Source organism: Conexibacter sp. CPCC 206217, from assembly GCF_030646165.1.
In the GTDB taxonomy this organism is placed as follows: Bacteria; Actinomycetota; Thermoleophilia; order Solirubrobacterales; family Solirubrobacteraceae; genus Conexibacter.
Genome location: NZ_JAUTDO010000005.1, coordinates 547,939 through 563,453, shown reverse-complemented (window position 1 = coordinate 563,453; position 15,515 = coordinate 547,939). Strand labels below are relative to the sequence as shown.

Here is a 15,515-nt window from a genome sequence, read left to right as displayed (position 1 = left end):
CCGCTAGACCCGGACGAACTCCAGCTCGACCGTCAGCGTCACGTCGTTGGACAGCGCACGCCCGCCCTTGGGCAGATCGGCGTTCCAGCTGACGCCGAACGCGGTCCGATCGACCGTCGTCTCCAACGTGAAGCCCAGTCGCGTGTGGCCGGCGAAGTCCTCCGTCGGCCCGTTGACGGTGCCGGTCGCGTGGATCGGCTTGGTGACGCCCTTCATCGTCAGCTGCCCGTTCAGCTCGACGCGGTCGCCGTCGATCGCGAGCTGGTCGGACGCGAAGCTGATCTCGGGGTGCTGGACCGCGTCGAAGAAGTCAGGCGCCTGCAGATGGGCGATCAGGTTCTCGTCGCGCACCGACACCGACGCGACCTTCACCGAACCGGCGAGACGGCCGTCGACGAGCTGCGCGTCGACCTCCTCGAAGCGGCCGCGGAAGCTGGCGACGAGGTACTTGATCGCAAAGCCCGCCGACGAATGGACGGGCATGAATCTCCACGCCCCGGCAAGGCGATCCTGGACGGTTTCTGCTGAGGACATCGGTGTGCTCCTTGATCGGTTGGTTCGCAAGCGTTGGACGCGGTGCACAGCCGTCTCGACTGCCGGACCGCCGGTCCGGATCGGACCGTAGCACAACCGGACCGGTGGTCCGTATATGCGCTACGCTGGCCGCATGAAAGCCATCTGGTTACGAGAATTCGGCGGTCCCGAGGTGCTGGTCGCGGGCGACGCGGACGAGCCGGTCGCGGGTCCCGGACAGGTGATGGTCGAGATCGCCTTCGTCAACGTCTCGTTCTCCGAGACCGCGTTCCGGGCGACCGGGCGCGGACCGTTCCCCGGCGACCCGCCGCTGATCCCCGGCTACGGCGTCGGCGGAACCGTCACCGCCGTGGCCGAGGGCGCCGATCCGGCGCTGCTGGGCCGACGCGTCGTCGGCGGCACGCGCGGCCGCGGCGCCTACGCCGAGCGCGTCGCGCTCGACGCCGCCAGCGTCGTCCCGCTCCCCGACGGGCTCGCGCTCGATGCCGCGGTCGCCCTCTTCGGCGACGGCCGCACCGCGACCAAGCTCACCCGCACGGCCGCCGTGCAACCCGGCGAGCGGATCCTCGTCGAGGCAGCGGCCGGCGGCGTCGGCACGCTGCTCGTCCAGCTCGCACGCGCCGCGGGAGCCACCGTGATCGCCGCCGCCGGCGGACAGCGCAAACTCGCGCTCGTCCGCGAGCTCGGCGCCGACGTCGCCGTCGACTACCGACAGCCCGGCTGGACCGCGCAGGCCGGCGCGGTCGACGTCGTGTTCGACGGAGTCGGCGGCGAGCTCGCACACGCCGCCTTCAAGCTCCTGAGACCGGGCGGACGCATGGTCAGCTTCGGCGCCTCGAGCGGACGCGGGTCAGCCGTCGACCAAGCAGCAGCCGCCGCCGCGGGCGTCACGCTCCTGCGCCCCGGCATGCCCACGCCCCAGGAGCTCCGCGCCGACATCGACAGCGCCCTCGCCGAAGGCGCCGCCGGCCGCCTGCGCGTCGTGATCGGCCAGCGCTTCCCGCTCGCGCGCGCCGCCGACGCGCACGCGGCCATCGACGCCCGCCAGACCGTCGGCCGAACCCTGCTCGAGGTCGGCTAACCCGCGCGCAGCAGGTCGTCGAGGCCGACGCGGACGAGGAAGTCGCGGCGAATGCGGTCGGCGACGTCGCTGACCTCCTCGGAGCCGTCGTCGGCCGGGTCGACATGCACGCGGTAGGGCCGCTGACCCGCCGGGAGGGCGACGATGCGCGCGATCTCGTCGGAGACGAGCGAGGCCGTCGCGCCTTCCGGGGCGAGCGCGGCGAGCTTCTCGGCGACCTGCGTCATCAGCCCGGCGTACTTCGTCTCGTACTCGGCCTCGACCGCGGTGTCGGCCGGATGGCCGCTGTGGGCGAAGTGGTTGGTGCCGGAGGTGAACGAGCCGGGCACGACGATCGAGGTCTCCACACCCCAGCGGGCGAGCTCGCCGGCGTAGCTGACCGCGAGCGAGTCCATGCCGGCCTTTGCCGCGAAGTACGGAGCCAGGTATGGCGGGGTGCCGCCCTTGACGCTGGAGCTGGAGACCCAGATCACGAGGCCCGCTCCACGGGCGCGCATGCCGGGCAGCACCGCGCGGTTGACGCGCTGCGTGCTGAGCACGTTCACGTCGTACAGCTCGGCGAGCTGCTCGGGCGTGAACGCCTCGGCCGGCCCGACGACCATGTGCCCGGCGTTGTGGATCAGCACGTCGACCTGACCCTGCTCCTCGACGACCTGGGCGATCGCGGCGTCGACCGACGCCTGCGCGCCGACGTCGAGCTCGATCGCGCGCAGGTCGACGCCGTGCTCCTGGGCGTAGTCGGCCGCAGCCTGGACCTGCGGCGCGTTGCGGCTCGCCGTCTCGCGCATGCCCGCGTAGACCGTGTGGCCCGCGTCGGCGAGCGCGCGTGCGGTGAGGGCGCCGAAGCCGCTGGAGGCCCCGGTGATGACGATGGTGGTGCTCATGGCGGTGCTCCTTGTGGACAATCGTTTGCAGGCGCGCCGGTCCGCCGTCGGCGGCGGCGCAGAGATGTGGCAGGCCGCGTCCGCGGCGCGAGGATGGCCGCGCGTGACCTGCGCCTAGGCGATGCCGCCGTTGGCGTAGAGCGTCTGGCCGTTGACCCAGCGGGCCGGCCCGGCGAGGAAGGCGACGACCTCGGCGATGTCGGCGGGCGTGCCGAGCCGCTCCAGCGGCGCGGCCTTCGCGAGTCTGTCGATCGCCGCCGCGTCCTTGCCCTCCAGGAACAACGGCGTGGCGGTCGGCCCGGGCGCGACCGCGTTGACGGTCACGTCCTTTCCGCGCAGCTCGCGGGCGAGCACGAGCGTCATCGCCTCAACCGCCGCCTTGCTCGCCGCGTACGCCCCGTAGGTCGGGAACTGCAGGCGCGTGACCGACGTCGAGAAGTTCACCAGCGCCCCGCCCGCGCGCAGCCGGCGCGCCGCCAGCTGCGAGACGACGAAGGTGCCGCGGATGTTGACGCGATGCATCCGGTCGAGGTCGGCGAGGTCGAGCTCGGCGATCGGCGCGAGCAGCATGATGCCAGCCGTGTTGACGACGACGTCGATGCCGCCGAAGCGCTGCTCGACGGCGTCGAACGCCGCGGCCATCGCCTGCTCGTCGGCGACGTCGCCGACGACCGCGATCGCGCGTCCGCCGGCGGACTCGATCGCGCTGACGACCTCGTCGGCGGCGGCGGCGTTGCCCGCGTAGTGCACTGCCACGGCGATGCCGTCGCGCGCCAGCCGCTCGGCGGTCACGCGGCCGATGCCGCCGGTCCCGCCGGTGACGAGGGCGACGCGGGTGGGTTCATCGGTGCTGGTCATCGGACTGCTCCTCATGGGTTCGGGGGATGGCACGCGCAGCCGCCTCGCTCATGCGGGCTGCAGGTGCGGGTGGAAGCGGCCGTCGGGGTCATATCTCGCGCGCAGCCCCTGCAGGCGCGTCCAGTGCGCGGGCGAAAGCGTCGCCGCCGCGCGCGATGGGGCGGCGAGCAGGTCGACGTCACCGGCGTAGTGGCCCGTGCTGATCGACTCCAGCCCATCCATCGTCTCGCGCAGCCAGCCGATGTTCCGCTCGTCGTCGCGCTCGTGCTCCCAGACCGCGTAGAACGAGACGAAGTAGCGGCCGAGGACCCCCGCCGCCATGTCGGGCATCGGCGCGCGGTGGTTGCCGAACGGCAGCTGCCAGAGCGCGTGCGTGCGGCCGCTGGGCGCGGCGCGCATCTGCTCGCGCACGAAGCCCAGCGGCTGCTCGCGCGGCGGCGTGTCGGTCCAGATGCAGTCGACCGCGTAGCGCAGGCCCTGCCTGTAGAGGAGGTTCTGGAACTCGAACAGCTCGGGGAAGGTCGTGTCGACGACGGTGCGCGCGAGCGCGCGTTCGTTGAGCGCTCCCTGCTCCAGCGGCTCGAGCGCGGCACGCGACAGCTCCGGCGTAGCACCGAAGACCAGCGCGTTGAGCAGCAGCACACGATCGTCGCCTCCGGCGCCGTCGCGACCATGGCCGGCGGGAGTGGCGGCGCTACCGATCTCGTGACCTCGCAGCCTGCCGATCCAACCCATCGGCTCGACGCAGGGATCGAGCTGCGGGGTGATCTCGTCGAGCCAGGCGGCGACGTCCTCGAGCAGCTCCAACGGGAAGGCGTACGAGCTGCTCATCAGTCCCTCCGGGTCGCGCTGCAGCGCGAGATGAAAGCGCGTCACGACGCCGAAGAAGCCGGGCCCTCCACCGCGCGCGGCCCAGAAGAGGTCGGGCTCGCTGTGCGCGTCGGCGCGCACCTGGCGACCGTCGGCGAGCACCACGTCGACGGCGGTCACCTGCTGGGAGCCGTAGCCCCAGGCGCCCGTGTTGAACCCCATCCCGCCACCGAGCGCGAAGCCCCCGAGCGCGACGCTCGGGCAGTGCCCGACCCCGAATGCCAGCCCCTCGGCGCGCAGCCGCGCGAGCAGCTGTTCTCCCTTCACGCCCGGCTGCGCCGTCGCCGAGCGCGTCGCCGCGTCGACGGTGACGGCGTTCAGGCGCGAGACGTCGAGCAGCAGGCCGCCGTCGCGCACCGAGGCGCCGACGAAGTTGTGCCCGCCGGAGCGGATGCCGATCCGCCAGTCGCGTTCGCGCGCGAGCGCGACGGCAGCCACGACGTCCCGCTCGTCCCGCGCGATCGCGATCGCCTCGGGCCGGCGGTCGGGCATCCGCGCGTTCCAGACCGCGTCACGCCGCGCATCCTCGTACCCGCTCTCACCGCGTTCGAGCACCAGCAGCCCGCTCATCCCGCCTCCGTCGCTTGATTCTTCAGAGAAGAATGCGATTCTTGCATAGCGAATAGCGGCTGACAACACGGCCGTCAAGACGGCGCGCTGGCGTCGTCGCCGGGCGCGCGACCGGCACCGGAGGCTGGGGTGAGAGGCTGCGACGAGGCCGGGCTAGAGCCCGAGCTCGCGCGCGATCGTCGCGGCGCAGTCGACCGCCGCGGCGGCGATGCGAGGCAGGTCGTCCGCAGCCAGGCGCGCCGTCGGCATCACGACGTCGACGGCGAAGCTGGCGGTGCCGCCGTGATCGCGGATCGGCGCGGCGATCGCGCTCACGCCGGGCTCCATCTCCTCACGCTGGACGGCGTAACCCTGCTCGCGCACGCGCTCGAGCTCCCGCTCCAGCTCCGCCCGCGAGACGATCGTGTTCGGCGCGAGGCGCTTGAGGCGGGCCGGGTACAGCTGCCGCACGCGCTCGACCGGCAACGTGGAGAGCACGGCGCGCCCGCCGGCGGTGGCGTACGCCGGCAGCACGGCGCCGAGGCGCCCGACCGCGCGGACGACGTAGGGGCCTTCGACCGCGTCGAGGCAGATCATCTCGGTGCCGGCCTGCAGGCCGAGCAGCTGGACGGTCTCCCTGACCTCTTCGACCAGCGCCTCGATGTGCGTGCGCGAGACGGTGCGGACATCCAGGCTGCGCAGCCCGCGCAGGCCCATGTTGACCCAGACGGGGCCCGCGCTGTACGCCTTCGAGCGCGGATCCTGGCGCACGAAGCCGTAGAGCTGCAGCATCTGCAGGAGACGGTGCGCGGTGGAGGCGGCGACGCCCAGCTCGCTGCTGGCGTCGGAGACGCGCACGTCCGAGCGCTCGCCGAACATCAGCAGCAGCCGCAGCGCGTTGTCGACGGAGCCGATCGGGTACGCGGGCGTGGGACCCCCGCCCGGTGCCTGACCCCCTTCTCGCGCTGACGACGCCATCTCGGTAGATATATCAGGAGTCGAACGTGTTCTGCGCAGCAGTCGCGTTGTCTGCCATCCGGCAATCAGCGGTCGCCCTTCGATCGCAAAAGGGCTAACAGTATTCTCCTCTACAGAATCCATTCTGCACAGCAGACGCCGTGTCTGCTCCACACCGCACCCTGCCACGACCGAGGTGACCGCGCCATGACAACGTACGACAACGACTCCGCCGAGTTCTTCCGCGCGCGTGGTTTCGGCCTGCGGATCGGCTTCGGGGCGCGACCCGCCCTGCTCGTGATCGACCTGATCAACGGCTTCACCGACGCGACGATGCCGCTCGGATCCGGACTCGACGCGGAAATCGTCCACACGCGGGCCCTGCTCGACGCCGGCCGTGCCGCCTCGGTGCCGATCCTCCACACCGTGGTGCGATACGACGAGGAGGATCTCGCGGATGCCGGCGTGTGGCGGCGCAAGCAGGCGGGGGCCGCGTCGTTGGTCGCCGGGACGCGCGCCGTGGAGCTGGACGAGCGGCTGGAGCGCAGACCCAACGAGCAGGTGGTCGTCAAGAAGTACGCGAGCGCGTTCTTCGGCACCGACCTCACCTCGCGGCTGCTGAGCGCCGGCGTCGACACGCTGCTGATCGCCGGCTGCACGACCAGCGGCTGCGTGCGCGCCAGCGCCGTCGACGCCGTCCAGCTCGGGTTCCGCCCGATGGTCGTGCGCGAAGCGGTCGGCGACCGCTCCGCGGCCGCGCACGACCAGGCGCTGTTCGACCTCGACCAAAAGTACGCCGATGTCGTCTCCGCCGAGGACGCGCGCCGCTACCTCGGCGAGCTGACCGCCGGCGGGTGACCGGCGACCGCTGCGGCCGGAACGCCCCAGACCGCTTCCAGCTCCCGCGCGACGACGCCGAACTGCGACGGCGCGAAGACCGCCGCGACGAAGCGGTCCGGCCGCACGAGGACGTAGGAGCCGGCGGCGCCCGCAAGCGCCCGGCGCACACCCCCGTCGAGGTCGGCGACGGTCGTGCAGGCGCCCTCGGCCGGGAAGCGGTCCTCGAGCAGCACCCGCACGATCCGCGGCGCGATCGCGTTCCAGAGCGGGCTGTCGGGCAGCTGCGGCCGCTCGACGTCGACCGCCAGCAGCGCGAAGCCGTTGCCCATCACGTCGTCCAGCAGCGCGACATGGCCCTCCGGCAGCAGCACGCGCGGCTGCGCCACCGCGGCGCCGACGAGCCCGTCGGCGCCGTCGAGCGCCGCCGCGAAGCCGTGCTCGTAGCGCTGACGCGGGCGGAAGCGCATCTCGTCGATGAAGCGCCGTCCGGGGCCGAAGCGGCGCACCAGACGCACGAGCGCGTCGCGCACGCGCGCGGTCCGGGCGTTGGTCGTCATCACGACGTGGCCGAGCCGCACCGAGAGATCGATCGTCGCCTGCGCGTGCGGACGCCGCTCGCTCTCGTAGGTCTGAAGCAGCGACGGCCCGGCGCGCCCCTGCAGCACGACCGCGAGCTTCCACGCGAGGTTGCTCGCGTCGCGCACGCCCGAGTTCAGGCCCTGTCCGGCGAACGGCGGCATCATGTGCGCCGCGTCGCCGACGAGGAACCAGCGCCCCTGCTGCCAGCGCTCCGCGTTGAGCGCGTGGAAGTTGTAGACCGCGACCCGCTCGACCTGCTCCCGCGTGATCGCGCGGTGCGGCTCCAGCAGCTTGGCGACCAGCTCGAACGGCGGTCTGTCGAACGCTCTCGGCACCTCTGCGGGGTGCAGCAGGAACTCGTAGCGACAGCGGCCGGCGCCACCGGGGATGACGACGAACGGGCGGCTCGGATCGCCGTGGTGCATGCCGTAGCGGTGGTCCTCGGCGTCGCCGAGCGTGTCGATCACCATCCACGGATCGGGGAACGACATCCCCCTCATCTGCACGCCCATCAACGTGCGCAGCGGACTGCGGCCGCCGTCGCAGCCGACGAGGTAGCGGCAGCGCACGCGGCGGACGCCGTCGGCGTCCTCGATCACCGCGTCGACGCCGTCGGCGTCCTGCGTCGCGGTCACGAAGGTCGACGCGAAGGCGGCCTCGACGGTGCCGTACCGCTGCAGCCCCTCGTGCAATACGCGCTCGAAGTCGGGCTGGGCGAAGGGGTTCTTGATCGGGTGGCCGTGGAGCGGGTGCTCGGGACCGCGCGCGTATGCGATCGGGCGTCCGTCGACGCCGTAGTAGCGCGTTCCGGTACCCGGCAGCACGACGTTGCGCAACGGCTTCAGCAGGTCGACGCGCTGCATCGTGCGCAGCGATTCGTCGTCGATGCTGATCGCCTTCGCCGCTGAGCTGGTCGTCGCGTTGCGCTCCACCAGCAGCACCTCGACGCCGCGGGCGCCGAGCAGGTTCGCCAGCAACAGCCCGGACGGCCCGCCGCCGACGATGCAGACGTCGACCGTCTGCCGGCGCTCGCGCCCCGCGGCGCCGGCGCCCTGGGCACGGCTGCCCGCGCTCGCGGCCTGCGCGCCGTTGGTCTCTGCTCCGGTCATCTCAGACACGCGAGCGGATCAGCGTCTGCGGAGCGAACAGCTGCTCGACCGGGACCGCCGCGGCGGCGACCCCCTGGTCGACCGACCAGCCCATGAACGCCTCGAGCGTCGTGCGGTTGGCCTCCACGCCATACGGCCACCAGTCGTCGCCGAAGAGCGGTGCGAGCGCGTCGAGCTGCTCGCTCGCCCATGGCAGCGCGACACGGCTGGCGGTCAGCTCGCGCAACCGCCGCACGCCGGCGGCCTTGGCCGCCTCGAACGCGCGCAGCAGATTGGCGGCGACCCACGGATGCGCGTCGTGGACGTCCCGGCGCAGCACGATCACGTGCATGATCGGAAAGATCCCGGTGCGCTCCCACGAGCGGCGCTCGACCGCGGCGTGGTCCTTGATCAGCCGCACGATCGGGCTGTCGCGCCGCTCGAAGCTGCGCGGCGGGTGGGCGGTCACGACCGCGTCGACCTCGCCGCTGAGCAGCATCGCGTCGAGCGAGCTGTCCGGACGCCGCTCGTAGCGGAAGCCGTCCGGCAGCTCGACCGCCACCGCGTCGGTGCGGCCGGGCTCGTTGGTGCCGGCCTGCACCCAGTCGATCGAGCGCAGGTCGACGCCGTACTCGTCGGCCAGGACGCCGCGCGCGTAGACGCCGGCCGTCTGCGCCCACTCCGGCACGCCGACGCGTGCGCCGGCGAGGTCCTCCGGGGCGGCGATCCTCCCGCCGGCTCTGACGAAGATCGCGGAGTGGCGGAAGACGCGCGAGGGGAAGACCGGAATCCCGACGAGCGAGTCGTCCCCGCGCGAGCGCAGGTGCACGAACTGCGCGAAGGAGAACTCCGACGCCTCCCACTCTCGCGCGCGCGAGAAACGCTGGAAGATCTCCTCGACGCTCATCCGCAGCGGCGTCAGCTCGACGCCCTCGACGGGGATCCGCCCGCTGACGAGGTCCTCGACGTGGTCGTACTCGCTGATCGCGAGCGTGATCGGAACGCGCGCGATGCTCATGCGAGGCAGCTCATGCGACGGCCTCGGCGACGACGACGCTCTCCTGCGTGCCGACGCCCTCGATCGTGACGGTCATGCGGTCGCCCGGCTTCAGCAGGACCTTCGGGTCGCGCCGGTAGCCGACGCCGCCGGGAGTTCCCGTCAGCAGCACGTCGCCCGGCTCCAGCGCGGTGAACTCCGAGACGGTCGCGACGATCGTGGGGATGTCGAAGATCAAGCGGTCGGTGTTCGACGACTGCATCGTCTCGCCGTTGAGCGTGAGCGAGATGTCGAGCCTGCCCGGGTCGTCGACCTCGTCGAGCGTCACGAGCGCCGGCCCCAGCGGCGTGCTGGCGTCCCACGCCTTGCCCTGCAGCCACTGATGGGTCTTGTATTGGAAGTCGCGCATCGTGACGTCGTTGGCGACCGTGAGGCCGGCGACGTGCTCGTAGGCGGCCTCACGCGCGATCCGGCGTCCCGGCTTTCCGATCACGACCGCCAGCTCGGCCTCGAAGTCGACCTGCGCGGACTCGGGCGGGAGCGCGATCTCGGCGCCGGCCGCGATCAGGCTGCTGGCCCACTTGACGAACAGCACCGGGTAGGTCGGCAGGTCGCGGCCGGTCTCCTCGACGTGCGCGTTGTAGTTGAGGCCGAGGCAGACGACGCGACGCGGGTTGGGCACGACCGGCCGCAGCACGACGTCCCCGTCGTCGATCGGCTCGGTGGCGGTGGCGGCAGCGGCGCGCAGGACGTCGATCGGCGTCTCGACGCCGATCTCGGAGAGGCCCGGGACGAGCAGCAGCCCGCCGTCGGATTCGAGCGCGACCGCGGGCTCGCCGCGGTGCAGGATGGAGCGCAGGCGCATCGCTCAGGCCGCCGCGACGTCGCTCTGGGGGCGCCAGGTCGGCGCGATCCCCCAGAGGTTCGTGGTGCGGACGTCCTCGATCCACGTGCGCTGGTACTCGGCCAGCTCGTCGTGGTACAGCTCCATCTCGGCGGAGAGCTCGATGTGGTTGCCGTCGGGGTCGTCGAACATCACGAACAGGTTGTTGCCGGGGCCGTGGCGGCCGGGTCCCCAGCTGAGCGGGACGCCGAGGCCGGAGAGGCGGTCCGACCAGGAGGCGAAGTCGTCCCAGCGGCTGAGGTCGAACGAGAAGTGGTCCAGCAGCGTCGCCGACGGCGCCTGCACCATCGCGACGGTGTGGTGCTCGGCGCCGCAGCGCAACCACGCGAAGCGACTGCCCATGCGGTCGGAGACGCGCATGCCGAGCACGTCCTCGTAGAAGGCGGCGAGGTCCGGCACCGATCTCGTCGCGAACGTGATGTGCTGCAGCCGCGTCGGCCGGCGCGCCGGGTCGGCGCGGAACTCGCCGCTGCGGTCGACCCGGCCGTGCAGCTCGATCCGCCGGCCCTCGGGATCGCTCACCAAGAAGGTCTCGGGATCGTGCGCGGTCCGCTCGCGGTGACCGACCTCGACGCCGGCGCCGCGCACACGCTCCAGCAGGCGCTCCAGCTCCTCCGCGTCCGGGATCTCGAGGCCGTAGTGGTCGAGACCCGGCGCGCCCGGCAGCAGGTCGAGCGCGTGCTGCCCCGCGCCCCAGCCGAGCCGCAGCCCGTCGGGATCGCCCCCGGGGTGCTCGGTCAGACCGACCGCGTCGGCGTAGAACCGCCCCGAACGCGGAACGTCCGCGCATCGCAGCGCGATGTGCGAAAGCTGCCCATGCCACAACAGCGGCTCCATATCGAATCCTCCATCACTGCTCGTCGTCTGGTTCATGTGCGTCAGGGAGATGCGGTGCGTCGTGCGCGTGCTGCCGGGGGGGCGTGCGGCGAGGTCAGCGCTGCAGCGCCGGCGGGTCGCCGCCGTGGACCGCGGCCGCCTCGGTTGCCTCCAACGCGGAGGCGGGGTCGGCGCCGGGCGCCTTGCGGCGGACGCGGCCGACCGAGATGCGGTCGCCGAGGATCGCCGCGACGAGGATCACGCCGGTGACGACCTGCTGCCAGGAGCTGGCGATGCCGGCGATGCTGAGCCCGTTCTGCAGCACGCCGATGAAGAGCACGCCCAGGGCCGTGCCGCCGACGCCGCCGGCGCCGCCGAAGAGGCTGGTACCGCCGAGCAGCACGGCGGCGGCGGCCTGCAGCGCGAGCGTGTTGTCGACCTGCGGCGTCGCGGCGCCGATGCGGCCGATCGCGATCACGCCGCCGAGCGCCGCGCAGGCACCGCTGACCGCGTAGACGCAGACGACCGTGCGCGAGGTGCGGATCCCGGACAGCCGCGCGGCCGGCATGCTGCCGCCGACGGCGTAGACGTCGCGGCCGAAGTACGTGCGCGTCTGGACCCACAGCGCGATCAGGAAGGTCGCGACCATGATCAGGATCGGCGTCGGCACGCCGCCGACCTTCTCGACGCCGATCTTCACGACCAGCGGAGCGGTGACGTAGAACGATCTCGTGTCCGACCAGAGGTTGACGATGCCCGTGTAGACGGTCATCGACGCGAGCGTGACGACGAAGAAGGAGAGCTTCAGCTTGCCGATCAGCACGCCGTTGACCGCTCCGCCGACGACCGCTCCGACGAGCACCGTCAGCAGCACGGCGATCCCGCCCGGCACGCCGGCCTCGAGGACCTTCGCCATGAAGAGGCCGACGAGCACCGAGAGCGCGGCGACCGAGAGGTCGACGCCGCCCGTGATCATCACGAACGTCATGCCCATGCTGACGACCCACAGGATCGAGACGCCGGTCAGCAGGTTCTGCAGGTTCTGCGACGTCAGGAAGACGTCGCTCTGCGTCGCCGCGAAGTACGCGAACAGCACGACCACGAGCAGCAGCACCGGCCGGAAGTGACGGGTCGCGGCGAACGCGGTGGCGAGACGGCTCGGGCCGGTCAGCCCTTGCGCAGCCGCGGACGCGGTCTCGGGGCTGGCGGTCAATCCGTCACTCATGGTGTCCTCCGGCATAGCTGGCCAACATCGGTTCGGTCGCCTCATCGGCGGGCAGCGAGGCGACGACTGCGCCCCGGTACATCACGAGGATCCGGTCGCAGAGGCGCAGCAGCTCGTCGTTCTCCGAGGAGCTGACGAGCAGCGCGAGGCCGCGGTCGGCGGCGGCCCGCAGCAGCTGGTGGATCTCGGCCTTGGCGCCGACGTCGACGCCGCGCGTCGGCTCGTCGAGCAGCAGCAGGCGCTTGTCGGCGGCGATCCACTTGCCGAGCGCGACCTTCTGCTGGTTGCCTCCGGACAAGGTCGAGACGGTCGCGTCGGGCGAGGCCGCGCGGATCCGCATCACGTCGTAGACGTGATCCATGGTCGCGCGCGCGTCGGTCGCGCGCGGCCGGCGACCGCGGAACAGGTTCGCGGTCACGACCATCGTCAGGTTCTCCGCGACGGTCCGCTTCAACACGACGCCCTGGATCTTGCGGTCGGGCGGCAGATAGCCGATGCCGCGGTCGATCGCGTCGCGCGGGCCGCGGGCGCGCAGCGGCTCGCCCTCGATCTCGATCGTCCCCGCGGCCGGCGAGCGCAGCCCGAAGATCGCCTCCAGCAGCTCGCTGCGGCCGGCGCCCTCCAGCCCCGCGAGCCCGACGACCTCGCCGGGTCGCACGTCGAGGTCGACGTCGGACAGGACGCCGTCGACGGTCAACCCTCTGACGGCGACCGCGGGAGTCGTGCCGGCACTCGCCGGCGCGGCCGGCTTCGTGCGCGCGACAGGGCGCGTCAGCGACGTGTGGTCGCCGACCATCGCGGCGACGAGCTTCTGCTCGTCGAACTCGGCGGCCGGGCCTTCGGCGACGGTGACGCCGTTGCGCAGGACGGTGAACTCGTCGACGAGGGCGAACATCTCCTTCAGGCGGTGCGAGACGAAGATCGTCGAGACGCCGTCGGCCTTGAGGCCGCGGATCGTCGTGAAGAGCGCGCCGACCTCGTCGTCGCTGAGCGAGCTGGTCGGCTCGTCGAGGATCAGCACGCGCGCGTCGAGCGACAGCGCGCGGGCGATCTCGACCATTTGCTGCTGGTCGGGTCGCAGCGTGCGGACCAGCCGACCGGGCGCATAGTCCAGCTCCAGCCGCGCCAGCACGGCGGCCGCCTCACGCCGCGTGCGGCGCCAGTCGATCCCCCATGGCGAGCGCGCCATGCGGCGGCCGAGGAAGATGTTCTCGGCGATCGACAGGTCCGGCGCGAGCGCCGTCTCCTGCGACACCATCGCGATGCCGTGCGCGAGCGCCGCGACGGGACTGGAGAACTCGACCGGTCTGGCGTCGACGTAGATGGTCCCGGCGTCCGGCGACTTCTCGCCGCAGAGGATCCCGAGGATCGTCGACTTGCCGGAGCCGTTCTCGCCGATCAGCCCGTGGATCACGCCTGCGGCGGTGATCGTCATGTGCGCGCCGCGCAGGGCGTGGACCCCTCCGTAGCGCTTCTCGACGCCGGCGACGGCGAGCGGAGAGCCCGGAGGCACCGGGTCGGGGGTGTGTGAGAGGGCGTCGTGCATTGCCACGGGAGATTTAGCAGAATGCAATTCTGCTGTAAAGAAAATGAGCGATCCTGGCTTGTGGAATCGCCGCATTCGGGGCGGCGCGCCCTGTCATGCGTAAGATCGAATCGCCCTCTGTCTGTCAGGCGTCACCTGGAAGCGAGCGTCAGCTGTCATGAGCCTCTCCATCTCCGTCGAGCAGGTCCTCGAGCTGCCGACGGTCAAGCGCGGGGTCCCGGAGGTGATCGCAGGAGCCGTCAACCTCGGCAACCCCGTCCGCTGGGTGCACGCCGGCGAGGCGCCCTACATCGGCGCGCTGCTGCAGGGCGGCGAGCTGCTGCTGACCGGCGGACGCAGCATCGGCCCCAGCCGCCGCGACGAGGAGCACCTCGTCGAGAGTCTCGTCGAGCGCGGCGCCGCCGGGCTCGTGATCGAGCTCGGCAGCCGCTTCCGCTCGTCGCCGAAGCTGCTCGGCGCCGCCGCCGAGCGCGCCGGCCTGCCCGTGATCGTGCTCCACCGCGAGGTCCCCTTCATCGCGATCGCGGAGACGGTCAACCGCGACATCGTCCACCGCGAGGCCGCGCTGGCGCTGCACACCGCCGACATCCGCGCGCAGGCGACGCGGCTGCTGATCGACGGCGCCGGCGTCGGCGAGCTGCTGGCGCTGCTGAGCGCGACGATCGGCAACCCCGCGATCCTCGAGCTCGCGTCCGGAGGCGTCGCCTTCCAGATCACCCACCGTGCGAGCGACCGCGAGGTCTCCGCCGCGTGGGACACGTTCAGGCGCCAGCTCCCGGGCGCGCCCGACGCCGCCGTCCACGCGATCGTCAGCGAGCGGCGTGGAGAGTGGGGAAGGCTCGTCGCGCTCGCCGTCGACGCGCCGCTGGCGGACGCCGACCGCCTCGCCGTCGACAGCATCGGCCAGCTGCTCGCGGTCGAGCTGATGCGCGGGCGCGAGCCGGCGAGCTTCGCCGCGCGCCGCCGCAGCGACTTCATCGCCGACCTGCTCAGCGGCGACGTCGACTCGGCCGAGGCCGCCGTGCGCGCTTCCGCGCTCGGCTTCAAGCAGCCGGTCAGAGGGCTGATGCCGGTCGTCGTCGTGCCGCAGGAGCGGACCGACGCGGCGCCCCCCACGCCGTCGATGCGCGACGCGCCGTGGGACCTCGTCTGGCGCGACGTGCGCGACGCGCTCGAGCGCGAGGCCGCGCAGGTCCTGCTCGGCCACCACCGCTACGGCGAGCACATGCTGATCGTGCTCGGGCTGCGCGACACCGAGGAACGCGCGACGTTGGCGGGGCGGCTTGCCGAGGTGCTGAGGACCAGCACGCTGGCGCGCGTGCCGGGCGCGCCCCCGTTGGTCGTCTGTGCCGGCCCCTCGACGCATTCGTGGGACGCGCTCAGGGCGGCGCTGCACGCGACGATCGACGCGGCGACACCGACCTCGCGCTCCGAGGCGCGGCCGTGGCACGACGTCACGGTCCCGAACGTGGACCGCTTGATCTGGTCGTTGCGCGACCGTCCCGAGCTGATGCAGTTCGCGACCGCCCGCCTGCATCCGCTGCTGCAGCGTGACCGCGAGCGCACGACCAGAATGCTGCCGACGCTGGAGACGCTCTGCCGGCACGGCGGCCGCAAGGCCGACGCGGCGCGCGAGCTGCACATCGAGCGGCAGTCGCTCTACTCGCGCCTGGCGCGCATCGGCGAGCTGATGGACGCCGACTTGTCGGATCCCGACACGCTCGCCGCGATCCAGCTCGCGCTGCGGATCCGGACCGTGCTCGGCGAGCGCGGCTGAGCCGCGCCGC

The 15,515-nt window shown here is 72.3% G+C and carries 14 protein-coding genes; 3 read left to right on the top strand and 11 right to left on the bottom strand.

The genetic code is table 11. The features are described 5' to 3' along the window. Positions 1-3: 3 nt before the first annotated feature. Complete coding sequence (locus Q7L65_RS16780; RefSeq protein ID WP_304722756.1) at positions 4-534, bottom strand: YceI family protein; 531 nt, start codon at positions 532-534, stop codon at positions 4-6. Positions 535-667: 133 nt separating this feature from the next. On the opposite strand from Q7L65_RS16780, the gene Q7L65_RS16775 reads away from it, so the two are divergent. Next, the gene (locus Q7L65_RS16775) at positions 668-1,615 is read left to right on the top strand and encodes a zinc-binding dehydrogenase (protein ID WP_304722755.1); all 948 of its coding nucleotides are present in this window, start codon (positions 668-670) and stop codon (positions 1,613-1,615) included. On the opposite strand, the gene Q7L65_RS16770 is transcribed toward Q7L65_RS16775, so the two are convergent. The 4 genes from Q7L65_RS16770 to Q7L65_RS16755 form a co-directional block, all read right to left on the bottom strand. Beyond that, positions 1,612-2,499 carry an SDR family oxidoreductase gene (locus Q7L65_RS16770; RefSeq protein ID WP_304722754.1) on the bottom strand — a complete coding sequence of 296 codons (888 nt, stop codon included), beginning with the start codon at positions 2,497-2,499 and terminating at the stop codon, positions 1,612-1,614. The genes Q7L65_RS16775 and Q7L65_RS16770 overlap by 4 nt on opposite strands. A gap of 114 nt (positions 2,500-2,613) precedes the next feature. Continuing rightward, entirely contained in the window at positions 2,614-3,357 is a 744-nt protein-coding gene (locus Q7L65_RS16765; RefSeq protein ID WP_304722752.1) for an SDR family oxidoreductase, read from the bottom strand. 48 nt (positions 3,358-3,405) lie between these two features. Continuing rightward, positions 3,406-4,797, bottom strand: a complete 1,392-nt coding sequence (locus tag Q7L65_RS16760) for an FAD-binding oxidoreductase (protein ID WP_304722750.1) — start codon at positions 4,795-4,797, stop codon at positions 3,406-3,408. Positions 4,798-4,950: 153 nt separating this feature from the next. Further along, positions 4,951-5,754: an IclR family transcriptional regulator gene (locus Q7L65_RS16755; RefSeq protein ID WP_304722748.1), complete on the bottom strand. Its 804-nt coding sequence runs from the start codon at positions 5,752-5,754 to the stop codon at positions 4,951-4,953. Positions 5,755-5,940: 186 nt separating this feature from the next. Here Q7L65_RS16755 and Q7L65_RS16750 point away from each other — a divergent pair, with 186 nt between their 5' ends. Further along, entirely contained in the window at positions 5,941-6,591 is a 651-nt protein-coding gene (locus tag Q7L65_RS16750) for an isochorismatase family protein (RefSeq protein WP_304722747.1), read from the top strand. Here Q7L65_RS16750 and Q7L65_RS16745 read toward each other — a convergent pair. From Q7L65_RS16745 to Q7L65_RS16720, 6 genes are all read right to left on the bottom strand, one after another. After that, positions 6,561-8,261, bottom strand: coding sequence for an FAD-dependent monooxygenase (locus Q7L65_RS16745; protein ID WP_304722745.1), 1,701 nt, complete (start codon positions 8,259-8,261; stop codon positions 6,561-6,563). The two genes, Q7L65_RS16750 and Q7L65_RS16745, sit on opposite strands and share 31 nt — an antisense overlap. Before the next feature lies 1 nt (position 8,262). After that, on the bottom strand, positions 8,263-9,258 hold the full coding sequence (locus Q7L65_RS16740) for a hypothetical protein (RefSeq protein ID WP_304722743.1): 996 nt from the start codon (positions 9,256-9,258) through the stop codon (positions 8,263-8,265). 10 nt (positions 9,259-9,268) lie between these two features. Beyond that, entirely contained in the window at positions 9,269-10,102 is an 834-nt protein-coding gene (locus Q7L65_RS16735; RefSeq protein ID WP_304722741.1) for a fumarylacetoacetate hydrolase family protein, read from the bottom strand. A 3-nt stretch (positions 10,103-10,105) separates the two neighbouring features. After that, positions 10,106-10,978 carry a VOC family protein gene (locus Q7L65_RS16730; protein WP_304722739.1) on the bottom strand — a complete coding sequence of 291 codons (873 nt, stop codon included), beginning with the start codon at positions 10,976-10,978 and terminating at the stop codon, positions 10,106-10,108. A gap of 94 nt (positions 10,979-11,072) precedes the next feature. After that, positions 11,073-12,182 (bottom strand): ABC transporter permease, encoded by a 1,110-nt coding sequence (locus Q7L65_RS16725; RefSeq protein WP_304722738.1) that lies wholly within the window; start codon positions 12,180-12,182, stop codon positions 11,073-11,075. Further along, positions 12,175-13,695 (bottom strand): sugar ABC transporter ATP-binding protein, encoded by a 1,521-nt coding sequence (locus Q7L65_RS16720; protein ID WP_304722735.1) that lies wholly within the window; start codon positions 13,693-13,695, stop codon positions 12,175-12,177. Before Q7L65_RS16720 ends, Q7L65_RS16725 begins: the two co-directional genes overlap by 8 nt. Positions 13,696-13,885: 190 nt before the next feature. On the opposite strand from Q7L65_RS16720, the gene Q7L65_RS16715 reads away from it, so the two are divergent. Then, positions 13,886-15,505: a PucR family transcriptional regulator gene (locus Q7L65_RS16715; protein ID WP_304722733.1), complete on the top strand. Its 1,620-nt coding sequence runs from the start codon at positions 13,886-13,888 to the stop codon at positions 15,503-15,505. Positions 15,506-15,515 lie beyond the last annotated feature (10 nt).